Below are 17,303 nucleotides of genomic sequence, written 5' to 3'. Positions count from 1 at the left end.
TTGCGGATGACCACCGACCTCGAACTCGCGCCGCCGCACCCGGCCGCGGACGGACCCGGCCCCGGCGAGGCGTTCACCGACCACATGGTCGTCATGGACTGGACGGAGGCGGACGGCTGGTCCGCGCCCCGGCTGAGCAGACTCGCGAACCTCTCCCTCCACCCCGGAACGCTCGGCCTGCACTACGGACAGGTCGTCTTCGAGGGGCTCAAGGCGCACCGGCGCGCCGACGGCACCGTGGGCGTCTGGCGCCCCCACGACCACGCACTGCGCTTCCGCAGTTCCTGCCGCCGGATGGCCATGCCGGAGCTCCCGGAGGACGCCTTCACCGCCGCCGCCCATCAACTGGTGCGCGCGGACGAGGGCTTCCTGCCGGCGGACGGCTCGCGCAGCCTCTACCTGCGGCCGCTGATGTTCGGCTCCGACGCCTCGCTGATGCTGCGCCCCTCGCGCTCCTACCGGTTCCTGATGATGGCCTTCGTGACCGGCGGCTTCTTCGGCGACCGGGCCGAGCCGGTCGCCGTCCACGTCAGCCGCGACCACGTCCGGGCGGTGCCCGGCGGCACCGGCGCGGTCAAGGTGGCCGGCAACTACGCCCCGACCTTCCTGGCGCAGCGTGCGGCGGAGGCCGCCGGCTGCCGGCAGGTCGTCTGGCTCGACGCCGTCGAGCGGCGCTGGGTCGAGGAGTTGGGCGGGATGAACCTCTTCCTCGTCCGCGGGCGGGGCGAGGGGGCCGAGGTGGTGACACCGGAGCTGACGCAGACGCTCCTGCCCGGCGTCACCCGCAGCACCCTGCTGACCCTGGCCGGGCGCCTCGGCCACCGGGTCGTGGAGGAGCGGATCCCGCTGGACCGGTGGCGCGAGGAGTGCGAGGCCGGAACGGTCACCGAGGCGTTCGCCTGCGGCACCTGGGCCGTCGTCACACCCGTCGGCCGGGTGCGGGACGGGGACGGCGGCTGGACGGTCGGGGACGGCCGGCCGGGGCCGGTGACGACCGCGCTGCACAGGCTCCTGACCGGCCTGCACCACGGCCTCGTCCCGGACGAGGACGGCTGGTTCCACCCGTCGGCCCGCTGACCCACCCTCACCCACGGAGCGAGACAATGAGTGACTTGAGCATCCTGGCCCGGTTCCGCCGGTGCTGCGAGCGGTTCGGCGACCGGGTGGCCCTGAGCGACGAGCACACCTCCCTGACGTACGCGGAGCTCGGGGCCGAGGCCGACCGCCTCGCCGCACGGCTGGTCGAGCAGGGCGTGCGGGCGGGCGACGTGGTCGCCGTCCTCACCCGGCGGTCGGTCGACGGCATCGTCGCCCTGCTCGCGGTCGTCTCGGCGGGGGCCGCGTACCTGGCGCTGGACACCCGCTATCCCGCCGCCCGCACCGAGTTCATGCTGCGCGACTCGAAGGCCCGCCTGGTGATCACCCAGCGCGACCTGGCCGACGGCCTCCCGGCGGGTGTCGCCACCGTGTTCGCCGACGACCGGGCGCCGTCCGGCGCGGGCGCGGCCGGCCGGGCCGCGGCGGACCCGTCCGGCGAGGACCTGGCCTACGTGGCCTACACCTCGGGGTCGACCGGCACCCCGAAGGGGGTGATGGTGCCGCACCGCGGTGTGGTGCGGCTCGTGGTCGACCCGGACTACGTCACGATCACCCCGGAGGACGTCTTCCTCCAGATAGCCCCGGTGGCCTTCGACGCCTCGACGTTCGAGATCTGGGGGGCGCTGCTCAACGGGGCGCACCTGGTGGTCGCCCCGGCCGGCGACCTCTCGCTCGCCGAGATCACCGGGTTCGTCCGGGCATCGGGCGTCACCGTGCTGCTGCTGACGACCGGTCTGCTGCACCAGGTGGTGGACCACGGCCTCGACGACCTCAAGCAGGTGCGGTACCTGCTGACCGGTGGCGACGTGCTGTCCGCCGACCACGCCGACCGGGCGGTCGCGGCCCTCCCCGGCACCACGCTGGTCAACGGGTACGGCCCCACCGAGAACACCACCTACACCTGCTGCCACGCGTTCGACAGCCCGTTGCGCACCTCCGCGGTGCCCATCGGCCGGGCGATCAACGGCACCTGGGCCCGGGTGCTCGACGCGGACCTGCGGCCGGTGGCACCGGGCGGGACGGGCGAGCTGTACACCGGCGGCACCGGCCTGTCCCACGGCTACCTCGGCCGTCCGGCGCTCACCGCCGAGCGGTTCCTGCCCGACCCGGACGGCGACGGCGAGCGGATGTACCGCACCGGCGACCTGGTGCGCAGCACCGAGCCGGCCATCGAGTTCCTCGGCCGGGCCGACCGGCAGGTGAAGATCCGCGGCTTCCGGATCGAACTCGGCGAGGTCGAGGCCGCGTTCGCCGGGCTGCCGGCCGTCGCCCAGTACCACGTGGGCAGGACCGAGTCCCCGACCGGCGGCCACGCACTGCACGCCGCCCTCGTGCTCCGCAAGGACCACCGGCGGACCTCCCTGCTGGAACTGCGCCGCGCCCTCGCCGACGTCCTGCCCGCCTACGCGGTGCCCTCCCTGATCACGGTGGTCGACGAGTTCCCGCTGACCGCCAACGGCAAGGTGGACGCGGCCGCCCTCGCGGCCCGGACCCGCAGCCGCAGCCCGCAGCTGATGACCGAGTACCGCGAGCCCGGCTCCCCGGCCGAACACGCCGTGGTGAGCCTGTGGTCGGACCACTTCGGGATGGAGGGCATCGGCGCGGACGACGACTTCTTCGAACTGGGCGGGCACTCCCTGCTCGGTGTGAAGATCATCGCCGAGCTCCACCAGGCGTTCGGCGTCGACGTCTCCCCCCGGGACTTCTACTTCGACCCGACGCCGGCGGGCATGGCCCGGCTGGTCGCCTCGCGGGCGGCGAAGTGAGCGCGGGCACGAGGAGCAGCACTTCGCTGCTGCTCCCCGTCCTCGCCGCGAACGCGATATCGGTGGCGGGCACCCGGCTCACCGCCATCGCCGTCCCCTGGCTCGTGCTCACCACCACCGGCTCCGCCACCCGCACCGGCATCGTGGCCGCGTGCGAACTCACCCCGCTGGTCGTCTCGAAGGCGCTCTGCGGCCCCGTCATCGACCGGCTCGGCCCCCGCCGCGTCAGTGTCTGCGCGGACCTCCTCAGCGCGGCCACCGTGGCCCTCGTCCCGCTGCTCCACCTGGCCGGCCTGCTGACCTTCCCGGTGCTGCTGGTGCTCGTCGCCGTCGCCGGGGCGGCCCGCGGGCCGGCCGACACCTCGAAGTTCACCCTGGCCCCGGACATCGCGGACGCCGCCGGGCTGCCGCTGGAGCGGGTCACCGGGCTGGTCGGCGCCACCGAGCGGACCGCCATGATCATCGCCCCGGCCCTGGCGGGCGCCGTCATCGGGGCGGCCGGGCCGGCCGACGCACTGCTGCTGGACGCCGCGTCCTTCGCGGTCTGCGCGATCGCCGTGGCCCTCTGGGCCCCGCGGCGCCGCCGTCCGGCCGTGGAGGCCACCGGGGAGCCTGCGGCCGAGGAGTCGTACCTCGGCCAGCTCCGCGGCGGCTGGGCGTTCATCGCCTCCGACCGGATGGTGCGGTCCCTGGTCGCCATGGTCAGCGTGACCAACCTGGTCGACGCCGCGTACAGCGCCGTGCTGCTGCCCGTCTGGATCCACGACCACGGTTACGGAGCGCTCGAACTCGGCCTGATCGGCTCGGCGTTCTCGGTGACGGCCGCCGCGGCCGCGCTGCTGGCCGCCGCGTACGGCGAGCGCGTGCCGCGCAGGACGGCCTTCCTGGTGGGCTTCTTCCTCGGCGGGGTGCCGCGCTTCGCGGCGATGGCGCTGGGAGCACCGATGTGGTGCGTGATCGGCGTCGCGCTGGTCGGCGGCTTCGGCTCCGGGTTCATCAACCCGATCCTCAGCGCCGTCTTCGTCGAACGCATCCCGCGCGACCTGCTGGGCCGGGTCAGCTCCCTGGCGGAGGCCGCCGCCTGGGCCGGCATGCCGCTCGGCGGCATCCTCGCCGGCTCGGCGATCGCCGCCGCCGGACTGGCGCCGGTACTGGTCACCGCCGGGGCCGTCTACCTGGTCGCGGTCGTCGTCCCCGGGCTGCTCCCCCAGTGGAGCGAGATGGAACGCAGGAACCGCCCGCCCGACGCGGTGCAGCCCGCACCGCGCGAACCGCAGCAGACCGAGTCAGGAGCGTGATCCCATGAGCAGCACCTACCCCGAGCAGCTCGCCGTGTCCGGGACGGACTTCGTCACCAGACTCTTCGAGGTGATCGACGGCCGTCACTGGGACGAACTGCCCACCCTCTTCGCCGAGGACTGCACCTACCACCGCCCCGGATACGACGCGATCAGCGGCCTCGACGCCGTCCTGCGGTTCTACCGCGAGGAGCGGATCATCAGCGAGGGCCGGCACGAGATCGAGCACGTGGCCGGATCGGACTCCTCGGTCGCCTGCTGGGGCCGCTTCCGCGGCGTCGGCAAGGACGGCCGGCAGCTCGACGAGAGATTCTCCGACCTCTACCTCCTCGACGGCCAGAAGATCATGACCCGCCGCACCTACTTCTACCGCCCCGCCATCTAGGGCGGTCGTCAAGGGCACTCGGGTACCCCTGAGAAGTGCTGGGGGCACCTCCCGAGGGGCGCGGGGAACTGCGCGAATCGGGAGTGAGGGTGCCGCACCTCCGCCTCGCGCAGTTCCCCGCGCCCCCGGGTGGCCCACAGCCTGGGTTCGAAGGCGACCCACCGGCCTCTCCGGCCTTTCGTTCCGAGCAGTGAAGACCGCCGTTTGCGCAGATCAGGGGGAGACTGACGTGACCAGGATGAGCGTCGTGCTCGTTGCGGAGGACGCCTTCGTCCGCAACGGCATCAGATCGATCCTCGGCAACGAACCATCGGTCAGGATCGCCGGGGAAGCGGCGAACGTCGGCCAGGCCTGCCGGCTCGGCACCCAGCTCGAACCGGCGCTGTTCGTCGTCGACATGCCGGCGGTCAAGGACAGGGACACCCTCCTGGGGCAGGTCCGGCGGCTGGCCGCGTCGGGGCACGGCGGCTCGGCCTCGGTGCTCGTCCTCGGCTCCGACCTCCGGCAGATGGACCTGGACGTGCTCCGGCTGGGCGGCTGCGCGATCATCCGGCGGCAGGTCGCCGCCGGCGAACTCGCCCCGGCGGTGCGCCTGCTGGCGTCCGGCTACCTGCCGGTCGAGCAGACGCTGGTGCAGCAGCTCGCGCACACCGCACCGAGGCTCGGCGCGGTGCCGACCCTCACCGAACGCGAGCAGGAGGTGCTCCACCTGCTCGCCAGGGGGATGTCGAACGCCGAGATCGCCGCCGCGCTGGGCGTCGCCGGCTCCACGGTGAAGTCCCACGTCCAGGAGATCTTCGGCAAGTTGGGCCTGCGCAACCGGGTGCAGGCCGTCATCTACGCGTACGAGTCCCGGGCCGCGGCACCGGTCGCGGCCCGGAGAATGGGAGCCTGACATGGCCGGCAACTGGCTGCTGCGCCGACCGCGGACGGACCCGGTCGGCCGCCTCTTCTGCTTCCCCTACTCCGGGGTGGGCGCATCGATGTTCAGCCGGTGGCCCGAGGAGATCGACGGCATCGAGGTGTGCCCCGTCCAGCCGCCCGGCCGGGAGAACCGCTCCCGGGAGCCCCACTACGGCAGCTACGAGCGGTTCGCCGCCGACCTGGTGGAGTACCTCCGGCCGTACCTGGACCGGCCCTTCGCGTTCTTCGGCCACTGCGCCGGCGCCCTGCCGGCGTTCGAGACCGCCTGCCGCCTCGCCGAGACCGGGCTCCCCGCGCCCTCGCAGCTCTACATCTCGGCCCAGGTGGCGCCGCACGACTGCCCGCACGACCGCTACCTCGACCTGGACGAGGAGGAACTCAGGGCCGAGATGTGCAACCTGGTGACCCTGCGCGGCGGCACCCCCCATCCCGTCCTGATCGACCTCGCCCTCGAGGTGCTGCACGAGGACCTGGACGTCAACCGGGTCTACCGGCGCCCGGCGCCGGTGCGCCTGCCGGGCCCCGTCACGGTGCTGGAGTGGACCGACGACACCGAGATCAGCCTCGAGCAGATGGCGGGATGGCGGCACTACTCGGAGACGGTGGAGTACACCGCCCTCCCCGGCGGACACTTCGAGTTCCTGTCGGCGCCGCCCCTGCTGCTGAAGACCCTCTCGTTCCGCTGAGCGGCGGGCGGGCGCCGGTCAGCGGCGGGTGGTGCGGCGGGCCGGCGGTGCGATACGGACCCGCGTCGTCTCGGGCGCGTTCTCGATGTCGTCGAGCTGCGCGACGATCGTGCTGCGCAGGTCGTCGTAGTCCTCGAAGGAGTGGTCGTTGAACAGGGTGTAGCCCGTCCACATCAGGTTGGCGCAGACCCGCGCCGGCACCCGGCCCGTCTGTGCGCCCATACCGACCAGGGCCACCGAACCGATGCTGCCCGGCGTCTCCCGGTTCTGCCGGTGGATCGCCTGGAACGCGGCCGCGCAGGCCAGTGCCACGTTCAGGGTGGCGCTCACGTTCTGCGAGGACTGCTCCATCGTCGGCGCCGAGATCAGGAACTTCGGCTCGACCGCACCGGACGGCACGCACACCGCGCTCCCCACCGGGAGCCTCCCGGCGAACCGGCTGCGGATCGCCCGCTGCACCCGCAGCTGGATGCCGGCCCCGAGGTGACGCTTGATCACCGCGTCGACGCCGCCGTCCATCTTCCCGCGGGAGTTGGTGGGGCTGACCCAGGCGTCGACCTTCTCGTCGAGGATCGAGCCCCGCCGGATCTCGATCCCGGGGGTGTCGGCGAAGGCCGCCCGCCACGCCTCCACCACCGTCGCGTTGGTGTCGGTCAGTACCACCCTCAGCGGCTGCTGCACACGGTCGACGGTCATGGTCCACTCCGATCGGGAAAGGGGTTCCGCTACTGATCAGGACGCTAACGTGCCCCGCTGACAACCGGGTTGCCGCTCGGGTTGCCGCTCCGGGTTGCCGCTCCGTCCGCCCGGCCCCGACGGCCGGCCGGCGCGTCCCGGCTGTCGCACCCGGCTGTCACACCCGGCCGATAGGAAATGTGTCCATGAGCGACGACATCACCCCGGACAGCCCTGTCACGCCGGCCACCCCTGCCGTGCCCGCCACGCCCGACCCGAACGACCCGCTGGCCCTCGCGGAGCTGTTCCAGGGCGGCGGCGAGCCCTGGCTCCCGCTGCTGAAGCCGCTCATCGAGGCGCAGCCGGGCGCGGCCGCGTTCATCGGTCCGGGCCGTGCCCCGGAGGTCGTCCCCGTCCGCGAACTGACCTTCCAGGCGCTCAAGCCGCACGCGCCGCACAAGTGGAAGGTCGTCGTCTTCGGCCAGAACCCGTACCCGCGGCCGGAGAGCGCCACCGGCATCGCGATGTTCGACAACACCTTCCACAACTGGCAGGACAGCCAGTTCGGCAGGGTGGTCAGCATCCGCTGCATCATCAAGGCGGCGGCGATGTGGAAGTACGGCATCGTCAAGAAGACGCCGATCGCCGACGTGCGGGCGCTGCTGAAGAAGCAGGACACCGTGCAGCCGCCGGAGTGGTTCCAGGCCATGCTCACCCAGGGCGTGCTGCTGCTGAACGCGGCGCTCACCGCGGACAGCGACGGGGCGAGCGGCACGGACCGGCACACCACGTTCTGGCGGCCGGTCGCCGAGCGGATCGTCGAGGAGATCCTCCGGGCCAAGCAGGACGCCGACGAGGAGGACCGCGGTGTGGTCTTCGCGTGGTGGGGGGCGCACGCGCGCAGCCTGAAGAAGGTCGTCCTGGAGCTCCAGAAGAAGTACCCGGGGGTGGACGTCCGGCACATCGACCACGCCAACCCGGCGGCGCAGGGCGACATCTTCTGCGACGGCGACCACTTCGCCATGGTGAACGCGGCGCTCGCCTCGCTGGGCGCCGACGTGGTCGACTGGCTGCCGAGCAAGGGCTGGAACACGCTCGCGGCGGACGCCGGCGGGGCGGACGGCGCCGTCGCCGACCGGATGGGCGCGTTCATCGCGTCCACCATGGAACTGCACCAGCTGTACCTGGACCGGCTCTCCAGCGTCAAGGACGAGGGTCTCGAACTCCCGGCGATCACCGGCGTGTTCGACACCCCGCTGATGGACTTCCGGGACGCCGCCGCCCCGGTCGCCGAGGTGCTGTCCGGGCTCGGCCGGCACATCGACCGCAGTTACGAGTTCGGCAAGCGGCGGGCGGACGAATCGGCCGGCGGGCTGTCCGCCGATGCGATCGCCGCCCTCTACCTCTACACCTGCGAGTCCGCGTTCTACCGGGAGATCAACGCGGTGCTGCGTTCCCCGGACCGCAGCCGGCTCGTCCCCTACCTCCCGTACCTGCGGCTGCTGTTCTCGGCGGTGTCGGGGCTCCCGGCGCGCACCGAGCCGCTGTGGCGCGGCGTGTCGCTGGACCTGCGGAAGCAGTACCCGCTCGGAAAGACGGTCACCTGGTGGGGCGTGTCCTCCTGCACGTCCGAGCTGGGCGTGGCACGGAACTTCCTCGGCAGCCGCGGCAGGCGGACGCTGTTCGAGGTCGTCCCCAGCCGGGCCGTGGGCATCCGCGACTTCTCCGCGTTCACCGGCGAGGAGGAGTTCATCCTGCTGCCGGGCACGCAGCTCGAGGTGACGGACGTGAAGACCGAGCGCGGCGGCCTGTGCACGGTGCGGCTGACGGAGGTCGCGGAACAGACCGTGGTGTCCTGAGCCCGGCCGGATGCCGGCGCCCCGTCGGCGCCGGAAGCAAGAGGCGAGCGGGCGACCCGCCCCGAGCCGAAGGGCCCGCCGGTGCCGAAAGGGAGAAGCGAGGGAGCGCAGCGACGGAGCATGGGGGCACCTCCCGGCCGTCAGGCTGGGGGAGACCGTCGGCGCCGGGTCAAGAGGGCCCGGAGGCGAGCGGGCGAGTAGGGTCCGCGGGGTCCGGCCCGGCCAGGACTTCGCGGCCGGTCACGGTGGCCGGAACGATGCGGATCCACAGGTTCCGGTGGCCGCCCGCCCAGGGCTCGGTGGCGGCGAGCGCCGCCAGCTGCTGCTCGGCGCCGGGGTCGTCCACGCGCTCCGCCCTGCCACCGACCAGGACGCTCCACCCGGTGCTGCGGCGGTCGTCCACATGGTCGACCTCGAAGGCGACGGCGGTGCCGGCCGCGGAGGCCGCGGCCCCGAAGTCCGAGGTGCGGTAGGCGAGCATGCGGCCGTCGACGGTGTAGTTGACCGGGAGCACCATCGGGTACGGCTCCCCCTGGAGGGCGATCCGGCCGACTCCGTGGGTGCCGAGCCGGTCCCAGCACTCCTGCTCGGTGAGCCTGACCAGGCGCGGGTACGGCGCTGCCGGGGAACGGCCGGGAGGTGCGTCCGCGCGGCCCTCGACGAGGTCGGCGTAGGTCATTCCCAGGACGCGGGCCAGGCGGAACAGCGCGTCCGGGTCGAACTCCTGCCCGAAGTCCAGCAGGTACCCGAGGTAGCGCGGCGACATCCCGGCCCGGGCGGCCGCGTCCTCCTGGGTGAGCCCGAGCTGCCGGCACCGTGCGACGACCCGCCGGGTGATGCCCTCCGGGGCGGCGGAGGTGTCCGGGAACGATGCGGCGGGTGGCGTGCTGTTCTCGTCCATGTCCTGGACCTCCGGGGCGCGGAACGTGTCGACAAGGCCATTGGACATCCCGGAAGGGGAGACCGCCCGGGTGCCGTCACCCGGATGCGGGGCCCCGGGGTGCGGCATAGCGTGGCTGCCCGGGAGTGTCTGGGTGAGGGCGAGGTGGAGCGATGCGCCGTCCCGCGGAGGACTGGCAGCTCACCTTCGAGGGCTTCGACCCGCGTGCGGAGGGGGTGCGCGAGGTGCTCTGCGCGGTGGGGAACGGCTACCTGGTCACCCGCGGTGCCGCTCCCGAGTCCCGCGCCGACGGCGTCCACTACCCGGGCACCTACCTGGCCGGCTGCTACGACCGCGCGGCCTCCGCGATCGGCGGCGGCACGGTCGAGAACGAGGACCTGGTCAACTGCCCCAACTGGCTGCCGCTGACCTTCCGGCCGGCCGACGGCGAGTGGTTCGCCGGTCCCCCGGCCGAGCAGCGGCTGGAGCTCGACCTGCGCCGGGGCGTCCTCACCCGGCACGCCCTGGTGGTGGACGGGCAGGGCCGCCGGACGAGGCTGCTGCAGCGCCGGATCGCCAGCCAGGCCCAGCCGCACCTGGCCGCCCTGGAGACCGAGCTCCTGCCGGAGAACTGGTCGGGCCCCCTGGAGGTCCGCTCGGAGCTGGACGGCACCGTCACCACCAGCGGCGTCGCCCGCTACCGCGGCCTGACCGTGCAGCACCTGCGGCCGGTCGACCAGGGTGCGGACGAGGACGGGCTGCTGCTGCTCCGGGTCGAGACCGTGAACTCCCGGCGGCTGGTCGCCCTCGCCGCCCGCACCCGGGTGCACCGCGCGGGCTCCCCCGTCCCCACCGCCACGGACGTCCGGACCGGCCCGGGCCGGGCGGCGCAGCTCCTCACCGTGACGGCGGCGGAGGGCGTGCCGCTCACGGTGGAGAAGACCGTGGCCGTGTACACCGACCGCGACCCGGCCGTCGGAGCGCCCCTGGGCACCGCGGCGGCGCTCGTCTCGTCCGCGGCCGGCTTCGATCAGCTGGTCCAGGAGCATGCGCTGCGCTGGGCGGAGCTGTGGCGGCGGTGCCGGATCGACGCGGACTTCGACGGCCTCGGCACGCTGCGCCTGCACCTGTTCCACCTGCTGCAGACCTACTCCGAGCACTCCGTCGACCTGGACGTCGGCATCCCCGCGCGCGGGCTGCACGGCGAGGCGTACCGCGGCCACGTGTTCTGGGACGAGCTCTTCGTCCTGCAGCTGCTCAACCTCCGCTTCCCGGAGCTCGCCCGGTCCGTGCTGCGCTACCGCGCCCGCCGCCTGGACGCGGCCCGCCGCGCCGCCCGCACCGCGGGCCTGCACGGCGCGATGTACCCGTGGCAGAGCGCGGGCGACGGCCGCGAGGAGTCCCAGCAGCTGCACCTCAACCCGCTCTCCGGCCGCTGGCTGCCCGACCACAGCCACCTCCAGCGGCACGTCGGCTCGGCCGTCGCGTACAACGTCTGGCAGTACTACCAGGCCACCGGGGACGTGGACTTCCTCGCCACCACCGGCGCCGAGGTGCTGCTGGAGATCGCCAGGTTCTGGTCCTCGGCGGCCGAGCACGACCCGCGGCGCGGCCGGTACTCGATCCGCGGCGTGGTCGGCCCCGACGAGTACCACGACGGCTACCCGGGAGCCGACCGGCCGGGCCTGGACGACAACGCATACACCAATGTGCTCGCCTCCTGGGTGCTGGCCCGCGGCCTGGACACCGTCGACGCGCTGCCCGAGTACCGGCGCGAGGAGCTGCTGGAGTGCCTCGCCCTCGACCGCGCCGAACTCGACCGCTGGCAGGAGGTCGGCCGGCGCCTGCACGTGCCGTTCCACGACGGCGTGCTCAGCCAGTTCGAGGGCTACCAGCACCTCGCCGAACTGGACTGGGACCGCTACCGCCGCCACTACCCCGACCTGCGGCGGCTCGACCGCATCCTGGAGGCGGAGGGCGACAGCGTCAACCGCTACAAGGCCTCCAAGCAGGCCGACGCCCTGATGCTCTTCTACCTCTTCTCCGCCCACGAGGTGCGCGACCTGCTGCGCCGCCTCGGCTACCGGGCCGGGGAGGAGCTGCTGCGCCGGACCGTCCGCTACTACCTGCCGCGCACCGTGCACGGCTCCACGCTGAGCGCGGTGGTGCACGCGTGGGTGCTGACGCGTTCGAACCGCCAAGCCTCCTGGCGGTTCTTCCGTGACGCCCTCGCCGCCGACCGCCACGACCGCCAGGGCGGCACCACGGCCGAGGGCATCCACCTCGGCGCGATGGCGGGCACCGTCGACCTGCTGCAGCGCTGCTACACCGGCCTGGAGATCCGCGAGGACGCCCTGTGGCTCGACCCCCGGCTGCCCTCCGCCCTCGGCCGCCTCGAACTGGACCTCCGCTACCGCGGCCACTGGGGGGTGACCGTCGCGGTCGACCGGCACACCGTCGAGGTCGGCCTGCCGGAGAGCCGCCAGCAGCCGATCGAGGTCCGCTTCCGCGGGTCGTCCACCACCGTCCGCCCGGGCGAGCGGCACACCTTCTCGCTCTGACCCGCTTTCTCGCTCTGACCCGCTGCGACCCGGCCCGCTGCCACCGCGCCCGTGCTGCGGCCGGTGTCAGCGCCCGCCGGTGCCCGGCCGGTCGCTGCGGCCGGACCAGCGCGGTTCGACGAGCGCCCAGTCCGCCTCCCACGCACCGTCGGCCCTGCGGTCCAGGGCGCGGCGACGGGCGGTGCAGGCAGCGGCGGACACGGCCGCCGCCCCGGACAGCACCACGAGGCCGTAGCTCGCGGCCGAGGCGACCAGTTCGCCGTCCGAGCGCGGCGGCGCCGCGGGGGCCCCGTCGTCGTCGACCCACAGCGGGACCTTCGTCCCCGTGGGCGCGCCGAGCGGTGCATCGACGGTGCCCACCCGGCCCCCGGTGCCGGGGAGGGTCCATTCGGCCTCGGCCCGGGCCGATCCGGCCTGCTGACCGGGCTCCCGGACGGCCGCGGCGACCGTCGTGGCGGTCACCCGGTGGCGGTGCTCGGCCGTCCGGTGGGCGTCTGCCCGCATGCCGTTCAGCAGGAGCTGGGAGACCGCCACGGCGGAGGCGACCGAGAGCACGGCCAGCAGCAGCGCGGCGAGGAACAGGCGGCTGCGGGAGCGGTCGGTCGGCCGGCAGAGCGGGTTGTGCTCCAGGCCGGCGGCCCGGCACAGATGGCGCCGGAACGGCCGGCCGCGGGTGGCCGGGGCGAGGCGGGTGCGGCGGGCATGGCGCGCCTCCTCTGCTCGTGCGGCGGCTGCCACAGGCGTCCGGTACCGGCTGCACCTCCAGCATCGGCCCGGCACGGCAGCCGGGACAGGGCCGCGGGTCCCGGCCCGTGGGCCGAACGGGCCCTGCCGTACCTCCCGCCGGTGGTCAGTCGTGGAGGCGGACGGCGAGGGCGGGCCTGATGCGTGCGGCGCGCCGGGCCGGTCCTGCGGCGGCCAGCAGCGACGCGGCGAGGGTGAGGGCGGCGAGCACCGCAATCTGGGCCCACTCGACGGGGAAGCCGCCCTCGAGCCCGGTGAAGGCGGAGCTCTTCTGGTACATCAGCCAGGTGGTGAGCACGCCGAGCGCGGCGCCGAGCAGGGTGCCCTCCAGTGCGACGAGCCCGCTCTCCCACAGGAACGACCGCTCGACCGTACGGGCCTGGCAGCCCAGGGCGCGCAGGACGCCGATGGTGCGGCGGCGTTCGCGGACGGCGCGCACCATCACCACGCCGAGGCCGGTGATGCCGATCAGCAGGCCGAGGGCCAGGAAGCCCTGCATCAGCCGGAAGAAGGCGGTGTTGGCGGCGAACAGCCGGTGCACGTCGGCGGCGATCGGCGTGGCGACCAGGCTCGCGGAGAGGTGGCTGCCCTGCAGCCGGGCGGCCACCTCCTCGGGCGGGGCGCCCGGGCCGGTGCGGACCAGTGCGGCGGAGGTCTGCGCCTGCGCGCCGAACTGCCCGCGGACGGCCTGCTCGCCCATGACCAGCGGGTACACGGTGGCGCTGCTCCCCGTACCGGGGTAGAAGGCGAGGCCGCTGGTCAGCACGCCGGCGATGGTCTTCGGCTCGGAGCGGCCGGTGACCGGGTCGGTCAGGGTGAGGGTGTCGCCGGGGGCGTAGAACCGGCCGCTCGGGCCGCCGGTGTGGCCGAAGAAGTTGTCGAGGACGACGTAGTCGGGTCGGGTGGCGAGGGCGGCCCAGACCGCCCGGTCGTCCGGCAGGCCGGGCAGGCGGTCGCGGAAGGCGATGCCGCTCGCCGCACCGTCGGGGACGCCGACGACGGCGGTCTCCAGCGGCTGCGCGGTGCGGTGGCCCGGGTCGGTGGCCTGTCCGCGGGCGCCGAGCAGCGGGGCGACGGCGTCGATCTGCCCCGCGAGCGGGCCGGCGCGCAGCGCTGCGGCGGGGTCGGCGCCCGCGGTCTGCGGGTTGAAGTCCACCCGGAGGGTGTAGCCCGCGGTGGCGTCGGCGGCGGCCCGGTCGATGCTGGCGTTCATGATGCCGCTGATCTGGGTGAGCAGCACCAGGACGAGGACGATCAGGGTGTACATCACCATGGTCGAACCGGTGCGGAACCGCTTGGCCAGCGGGTACGCGGCGGCGAGCCGGACGGCCAGCCCCTGCTGCGAGGGGCGGTCCATCAGGCGCCGCAGCGGCCGCAGCACGGCCTGCTGGTTCTCGCTGACCAGCACCACGGCGGAGAACGCGGCGAGGGTGCCGAGGATGACGTAGACCGCCATGGACGGGGTGTCGAACACGCGGGGCCGGACGACGCTCGCGGCCAGGGTCCAGAGCAGGATCAGTCCGGCCGCGATGCTGGTGGCGGCCCGGCGCGGCATCACCCTGGACGCGGCCGGCACCGCGAGGGCGACGGCCAGGGCGGGCAACAGGTAGGTCTGCTCGGCCTGGCTGCGGGCGAGCGCCGGGACGGCGGCCAGGGCACAGACCACGGCGAGGGCGGTGGAGACGGCCACCAGCCTGCGGCGCGGACGGCGGCCCGCTTCGACCGGGAGGTCGCGGACGGCGGCGATGACGTTGAAGCGGCTGATCCGGGCGCTGGTGGCGGCGATCGCGGCCAGCGCGATCACCAGTCCGAGCGCTGCGCCGTTGACCAGGCTGGTCGGGGTGACGGCGAACGCGATGTCGAGGCCGCTGCCGTCCACCGACCAGCTGCGGAAGATCTGTGCGGCGGCCAGCGCGACGCCCAGGCCGACACCGACGCCGACGGCCACGCCCGGCAGGGTGGCGGCCAGCGCGTAGAGGGCGCCCTCGATGCTGAACGAGCCGACCAGGTGGGAGCGTTTGAGCCCGACCGCGCGGAGCATGCCGAGCTGTGCCTTCCGTTCCTCGGCGAGCATCACGAAGATGTTCACCAGCAGCAGTGCGCCGGCGATGATGCTGAAGCTGCCGATCATCAGGAAGAGCGCACCGAGGGCGGCCCCGGTCGCCTCGGCCTGGGCGAGGACGGTGTGCTTCGGGGTGTCGACGGCGGCGCGGCCGGCGTCGGGGCCGAGCGCAGTGCGGATCCGGGCGGTGACGGGGTCGGTGAGCTTCTCGCCCGTCTCCACGCCGCCGCGGTTGGACACCAGGGTCACCGTGCGGGCCTGTCCGCCCCCGGCGGCGGCCGCGGCGTCCAGCGCTCCGGGCGGCAGGAACACGTTGCGGTTGACCCGTCCGCCGAGGCCGGCCCCGGCGAGTCCCTCCTGCGGGACGATCCTCGCCACCGTCCAGTCGGCGGGGTGCCCGTACAGGTACAGGGTGATCGGCCGGCCGACGTCGGCCTTCAGCGACCGGGCGAGCGGTTCGTTGAGGACGACCTGGCCGGGCGCGGGCGCGGGGCCGGTGAGTCCGGAGGGCCCGCCGTCGGCGCCGAACCGTGCGGCCGCGTCGAAGTCCACCTGCCAGGCGAGCACCCGGGGTTCGGCGAGCGGGTCGGGGGCCCGGGTGTTGGCGGCCGCGGCCTGCGCGACCCGGACGGTCAGCACGCCGTCGACGTCCGGGCCGGCGGCCAGGGGTTGCAGCCGGTCGGCGATCGCCCGGCCGGCCACCGGGTCGGTGCTGACGATCCGTTCGTCCACCGGCCCGAGGGTGCGGTACGCCTCCTGGCGGACCGAGAAGTTCAGGGTGTCCCCGACCACCAGCGCACCGACGATGATCGCGGTGCCGAGGACCGAGCCGGTGACGACCAGCGCCGCCTCGGTGCGGCGCCGGGCGACCTGGCGCAGCGCCAGGCGCCGGACCACGGGCTTGCGCACGGCGACAAGCAGCAGCACCAGCAGGGCGGTGCCGAGGACGCCGAGCAGCGGGAGGAGGAGGTTCGGATACATGGTCAGCCCGCCGTCTGCAGTTCGGGCTGCCGGGTGTCGGAGACCAGCCGGCCGTCGCGCATCCGGACGAGGCGGGGCAGTCGGGCGCCGATCGCCTCGTCGTGGGTGACCAGCACGATCGTCTGGCCCTCGTCGCGGTTGAGGGTGCGGAGCAGGTCCATCACCTGGTCGGCCATGGTGCTGTCCAGGTTGCCGGTGGGCTCGTCCGCCCAGACCACGGCGGGCCGGGCGACCAGGGCACGGGCGATGGTGACGCGCTGCTGCTCGCCGCCGGAGAGTTCGCCGGGCCGGTGGGAGACACGGTGCCCGAGTCCGACGCGCTCCAGTATGGCCACCGCCCTGGCCCGGGCCTCGTGCGGCGGGGTGCCGGTGAGCAGCAGCGGGAGTTCGACGTTCTCGGCGGCGGAGAAGACCGGGATCAGGTTGAAGGCCTGGAAGACGAAGCCCATCGCGCGGGCGCGGTGCTCGGTGCGTTCGGCGTCCGACATGGCGAACAGGTCGCGGCCGTCGACCTCGACCCGGCCGGCGTCGATGTCGTCCAGTCCGGAGAGGCAGTTGAGCAGGGTGGTCTTGCCCGAGCCCGACGGGCCCATCACCCCGACGAGTTCGCCGGGGAGCACGGTCAGGTCGAGGTCCCGCAGGGCGGTCACCTCGACGCTGCCGGTCCGGTAGACCTTGCGGACACCGGTGGCGGCCAGCAGCGGCCGCTGTCCGTTCGTGCTCGGGGTGTCCATGGCGGTCTCCTCGTGGCGGGGCGCCGGTCCTCCGCTTCCGACCCTGGTCCGGGGCCCGGCCCGTACCAAGTGCCGGGCGGCCCGGATGCGCGGGCCGGAAGGGGCGTTCCTCTGCCGGGCCGTTCGGCCCTGGCGGCGGGCCCGCCCGGCCCTGCCTGCGGCGGAAAGGCCCCGGCCGCGGCGGAGAATGGAGGGGACCGGGAGGCAGGTGCGATGACCCGCCGAGGCCCGAGCGGGGCCGTGGGCGTCCGACGGCGTGACGATCGGCGCGCCCGGCTGTCGGCTGCCGCCGTCCGGTGGGCCGGGCGCTCCGGGCGGTGGGTCGACTGGACGGACCGGGGTGTGGAGCGGTGCCGGCGGTGGGCGCGCGAGGGTGCCCACCGGCCCGGTGAGATGGCACCGCCGTCCTGGTTCGCCATCGCGCTGCCGTTCGGCATCGCCTGGTACCGGGTGATCGGCGGCACGGCGCGGGCCTGGTGCCGCCTGGCGGGCTGGACCTGCCGGGTGCTGGAACTTGCCTTCGAAGGGCCCTCGGGTTGATGCGGGGGCACACCCGTACCGTTTGAAGACATCCCTCAGCCCGGGCGCTCGGCGGGTGACGGAACCGGGGCGGTCGGCGGGGGCGTCTTCGCAGACGGCCGGAGTCCCAG

14 protein-coding genes are annotated in these 17,303 nt (G+C 74.1%); 9 read left to right on the top strand and 5 right to left on the bottom strand.

The features are described 5' to 3' along the window. The first annotated feature begins 6 nt into the window (after window positions 1-6). The 6 genes from ACQ614_RS32120 (at window position 7) to ACQ614_RS32095 (ending at window position 6,157) form a co-directional block, all read left to right on the top strand. Window positions 7-1,077, top strand: a complete 1,071-nt coding sequence (locus ACQ614_RS32120; RefSeq protein WP_431682496.1) for a branched-chain amino acid aminotransferase — start codon at window positions 7-9, stop codon at window positions 1,075-1,077. A 26-nt stretch (window positions 1,078-1,103) separates the two neighbouring features. After that, entirely contained in the window at window positions 1,104-2,864 is a 1,761-nt protein-coding gene (locus ACQ614_RS32115) for an amino acid adenylation domain-containing protein (protein ID WP_431682495.1), read from the top strand. After that, window positions 2,861-4,162: an MFS transporter gene (locus ACQ614_RS32110; RefSeq protein ID WP_431682494.1), complete on the top strand. Its 1,302-nt coding sequence runs from the start codon at window positions 2,861-2,863 to the stop codon at window positions 4,160-4,162. Before ACQ614_RS32115 ends, ACQ614_RS32110 begins: the two co-directional genes overlap by 4 nt. Window positions 4,163-4,166: 4 nt before the next feature. Then, window positions 4,167-4,547, top strand: coding sequence for a nuclear transport factor 2 family protein (locus tag ACQ614_RS32105; RefSeq protein WP_431682493.1), 381 nt, complete (start codon window positions 4,167-4,169; stop codon window positions 4,545-4,547). 238 nt (window positions 4,548-4,785) lie between these two features. Then, window positions 4,786-5,442 (top strand): response regulator transcription factor, encoded by a 657-nt coding sequence (locus ACQ614_RS32100; protein ID WP_431684083.1) that lies wholly within the window; start codon window positions 4,786-4,788, stop codon window positions 5,440-5,442. Window position 5,443: 1 nt separating this feature from the next. After that, a complete protein-coding gene (locus tag ACQ614_RS32095; RefSeq protein WP_431682491.1) occupies window positions 5,444-6,157 on the top strand; it encodes a thioesterase II family protein in 714 nt (237 codons plus the stop codon). An 18-nt stretch (window positions 6,158-6,175) separates the two neighbouring features. On the opposite strand, the gene ACQ614_RS32090 is transcribed toward ACQ614_RS32095, so the two are convergent. Further along, window positions 6,176-6,853, bottom strand: coding sequence for a macro domain-containing protein (locus ACQ614_RS32090; protein ID WP_431682490.1), 678 nt, complete (start codon window positions 6,851-6,853; stop codon window positions 6,176-6,178). A gap of 185 nt (window positions 6,854-7,038) precedes the next feature. Between ACQ614_RS32090 and ACQ614_RS32085 the strand changes: the two genes are divergently transcribed. After that, on the top strand, window positions 7,039-8,691 hold the full coding sequence (locus ACQ614_RS32085) for an ADP-ribosyltransferase domain-containing protein (protein WP_431682488.1): 1,653 nt from the start codon (window positions 7,039-7,041) through the stop codon (window positions 8,689-8,691). Between the two features lie 169 nt (window positions 8,692-8,860). On the opposite strand, the gene ACQ614_RS32080 is transcribed toward ACQ614_RS32085, so the two are convergent. After that, window positions 8,861-9,640 (bottom strand): helix-turn-helix domain-containing protein, encoded by a 780-nt coding sequence (locus tag ACQ614_RS32080; protein ID WP_431682487.1) that lies wholly within the window; start codon window positions 9,638-9,640, stop codon window positions 8,861-8,863. A 104-nt stretch (window positions 9,641-9,744) separates the two neighbouring features. On the opposite strand from ACQ614_RS32080, the gene ACQ614_RS32075 reads away from it, so the two are divergent. Next, window positions 9,745-12,132, top strand: a complete 2,388-nt coding sequence (locus ACQ614_RS32075) for a glycoside hydrolase family 65 protein (RefSeq protein WP_431682486.1) — start codon at window positions 9,745-9,747, stop codon at window positions 12,130-12,132. A gap of 66 nt (window positions 12,133-12,198) precedes the next feature. Here ACQ614_RS32075 and ACQ614_RS32070 read toward each other — a convergent pair whose 3' ends face one another. The 3 genes from ACQ614_RS32070 to ACQ614_RS32060 form a co-directional block, all read right to left on the bottom strand. Then, window positions 12,199-12,870, bottom strand: coding sequence for an Rv1733c family protein (locus tag ACQ614_RS32070; RefSeq protein WP_431682485.1), 672 nt, complete (start codon window positions 12,868-12,870; stop codon window positions 12,199-12,201). 112 nt (window positions 12,871-12,982) lie between these two features. Further along, on the bottom strand, window positions 12,983-15,919 hold the full coding sequence (locus ACQ614_RS32065; RefSeq protein ID WP_431682484.1) for an ABC transporter permease: 2,937 nt from the start codon (window positions 15,917-15,919) through the stop codon (window positions 12,983-12,985). 2 nt (window positions 15,920-15,921) lie between these two features. After that, window positions 15,922-16,653, bottom strand: a complete 732-nt coding sequence (locus ACQ614_RS32060; protein WP_431682483.1) for an ABC transporter ATP-binding protein — start codon at window positions 16,651-16,653, stop codon at window positions 15,922-15,924. A 393-nt stretch (window positions 16,654-17,046) separates the two neighbouring features. Here ACQ614_RS32060 and ACQ614_RS32055 point away from each other — a divergent pair, with 393 nt between their 5' ends. Continuing rightward, complete coding sequence (locus ACQ614_RS32055; protein ID WP_431682481.1) at window positions 17,047-17,193, top strand: hypothetical protein; 147 nt, start codon at window positions 17,047-17,049, stop codon at window positions 17,191-17,193. Window positions 17,194-17,303: the final 110 nt, after the last annotated feature.

The sequence above is a fragment of the Kitasatospora dryopteridis genome, assembly GCF_050749075.1.
In the GTDB taxonomy this organism is placed as follows: Bacteria; Actinomycetota; Actinomycetes; order Streptomycetales; family Streptomycetaceae; genus Kitasatospora.
This window is presented reverse-complemented; position numbering and strand designations above follow the sequence as displayed.

Excerpts from the sequence above, each read along its gene's own strand:
- ACQ614_RS32085 (WP_431682488.1), top strand. The coding sequence starts at position 7,039 with ATGAGCGACGACATCACCCCGGACAGCCCTGTCACGCCGGCCACCCCT.
- ACQ614_RS32055 (WP_431682481.1), top strand. The coding sequence starts at position 17,047 with ATGGCACCGCCGTCCTGGTTCGCCATCGCGCTGCCGTTCGGCATCGCC.
- ACQ614_RS32120 (WP_431682496.1), top strand. The coding sequence starts at position 7 with ATGACCACCGACCTCGAACTCGCGCCGCCGCACCCGGCCGCGGACGGA.
- ACQ614_RS32080 (WP_431682487.1), bottom strand. The coding sequence starts at position 9,640 with ATGTCCAATGGCCTTGTCGACACGTTCCGCGCCCCGGAGGTCCAGGAC.
- ACQ614_RS32095 (WP_431682491.1), top strand. The coding sequence starts at position 5,444 with ATGGCCGGCAACTGGCTGCTGCGCCGACCGCGGACGGACCCGGTCGGC.
- ACQ614_RS32115 (WP_431682495.1), top strand. The coding sequence starts at position 1,104 with ATGAGTGACTTGAGCATCCTGGCCCGGTTCCGCCGGTGCTGCGAGCGG.
- ACQ614_RS32060 (WP_431682483.1), bottom strand. The coding sequence starts at position 16,653 with ATGGACACCCCGAGCACGAACGGACAGCGGCCGCTGCTGGCCGCCACC.
- ACQ614_RS32105 (WP_431682493.1), top strand. The coding sequence starts at position 4,167 with ATGAGCAGCACCTACCCCGAGCAGCTCGCCGTGTCCGGGACGGACTTC.
- ACQ614_RS32100 (WP_431684083.1), top strand. The coding sequence starts at position 4,786 with ATGAGCGTCGTGCTCGTTGCGGAGGACGCCTTCGTCCGCAACGGCATC.
- ACQ614_RS32075 (WP_431682486.1), top strand. The coding sequence starts at position 9,745 with ATGCGCCGTCCCGCGGAGGACTGGCAGCTCACCTTCGAGGGCTTCGAC.
- ACQ614_RS32090 (WP_431682490.1), bottom strand. The coding sequence starts at position 6,853 with ATGACCGTCGACCGTGTGCAGCAGCCGCTGAGGGTGGTACTGACCGAC.
- ACQ614_RS32065 (WP_431682484.1), bottom strand. The coding sequence starts at position 15,919 with ATGTATCCGAACCTCCTCCTCCCGCTGCTCGGCGTCCTCGGCACCGCC.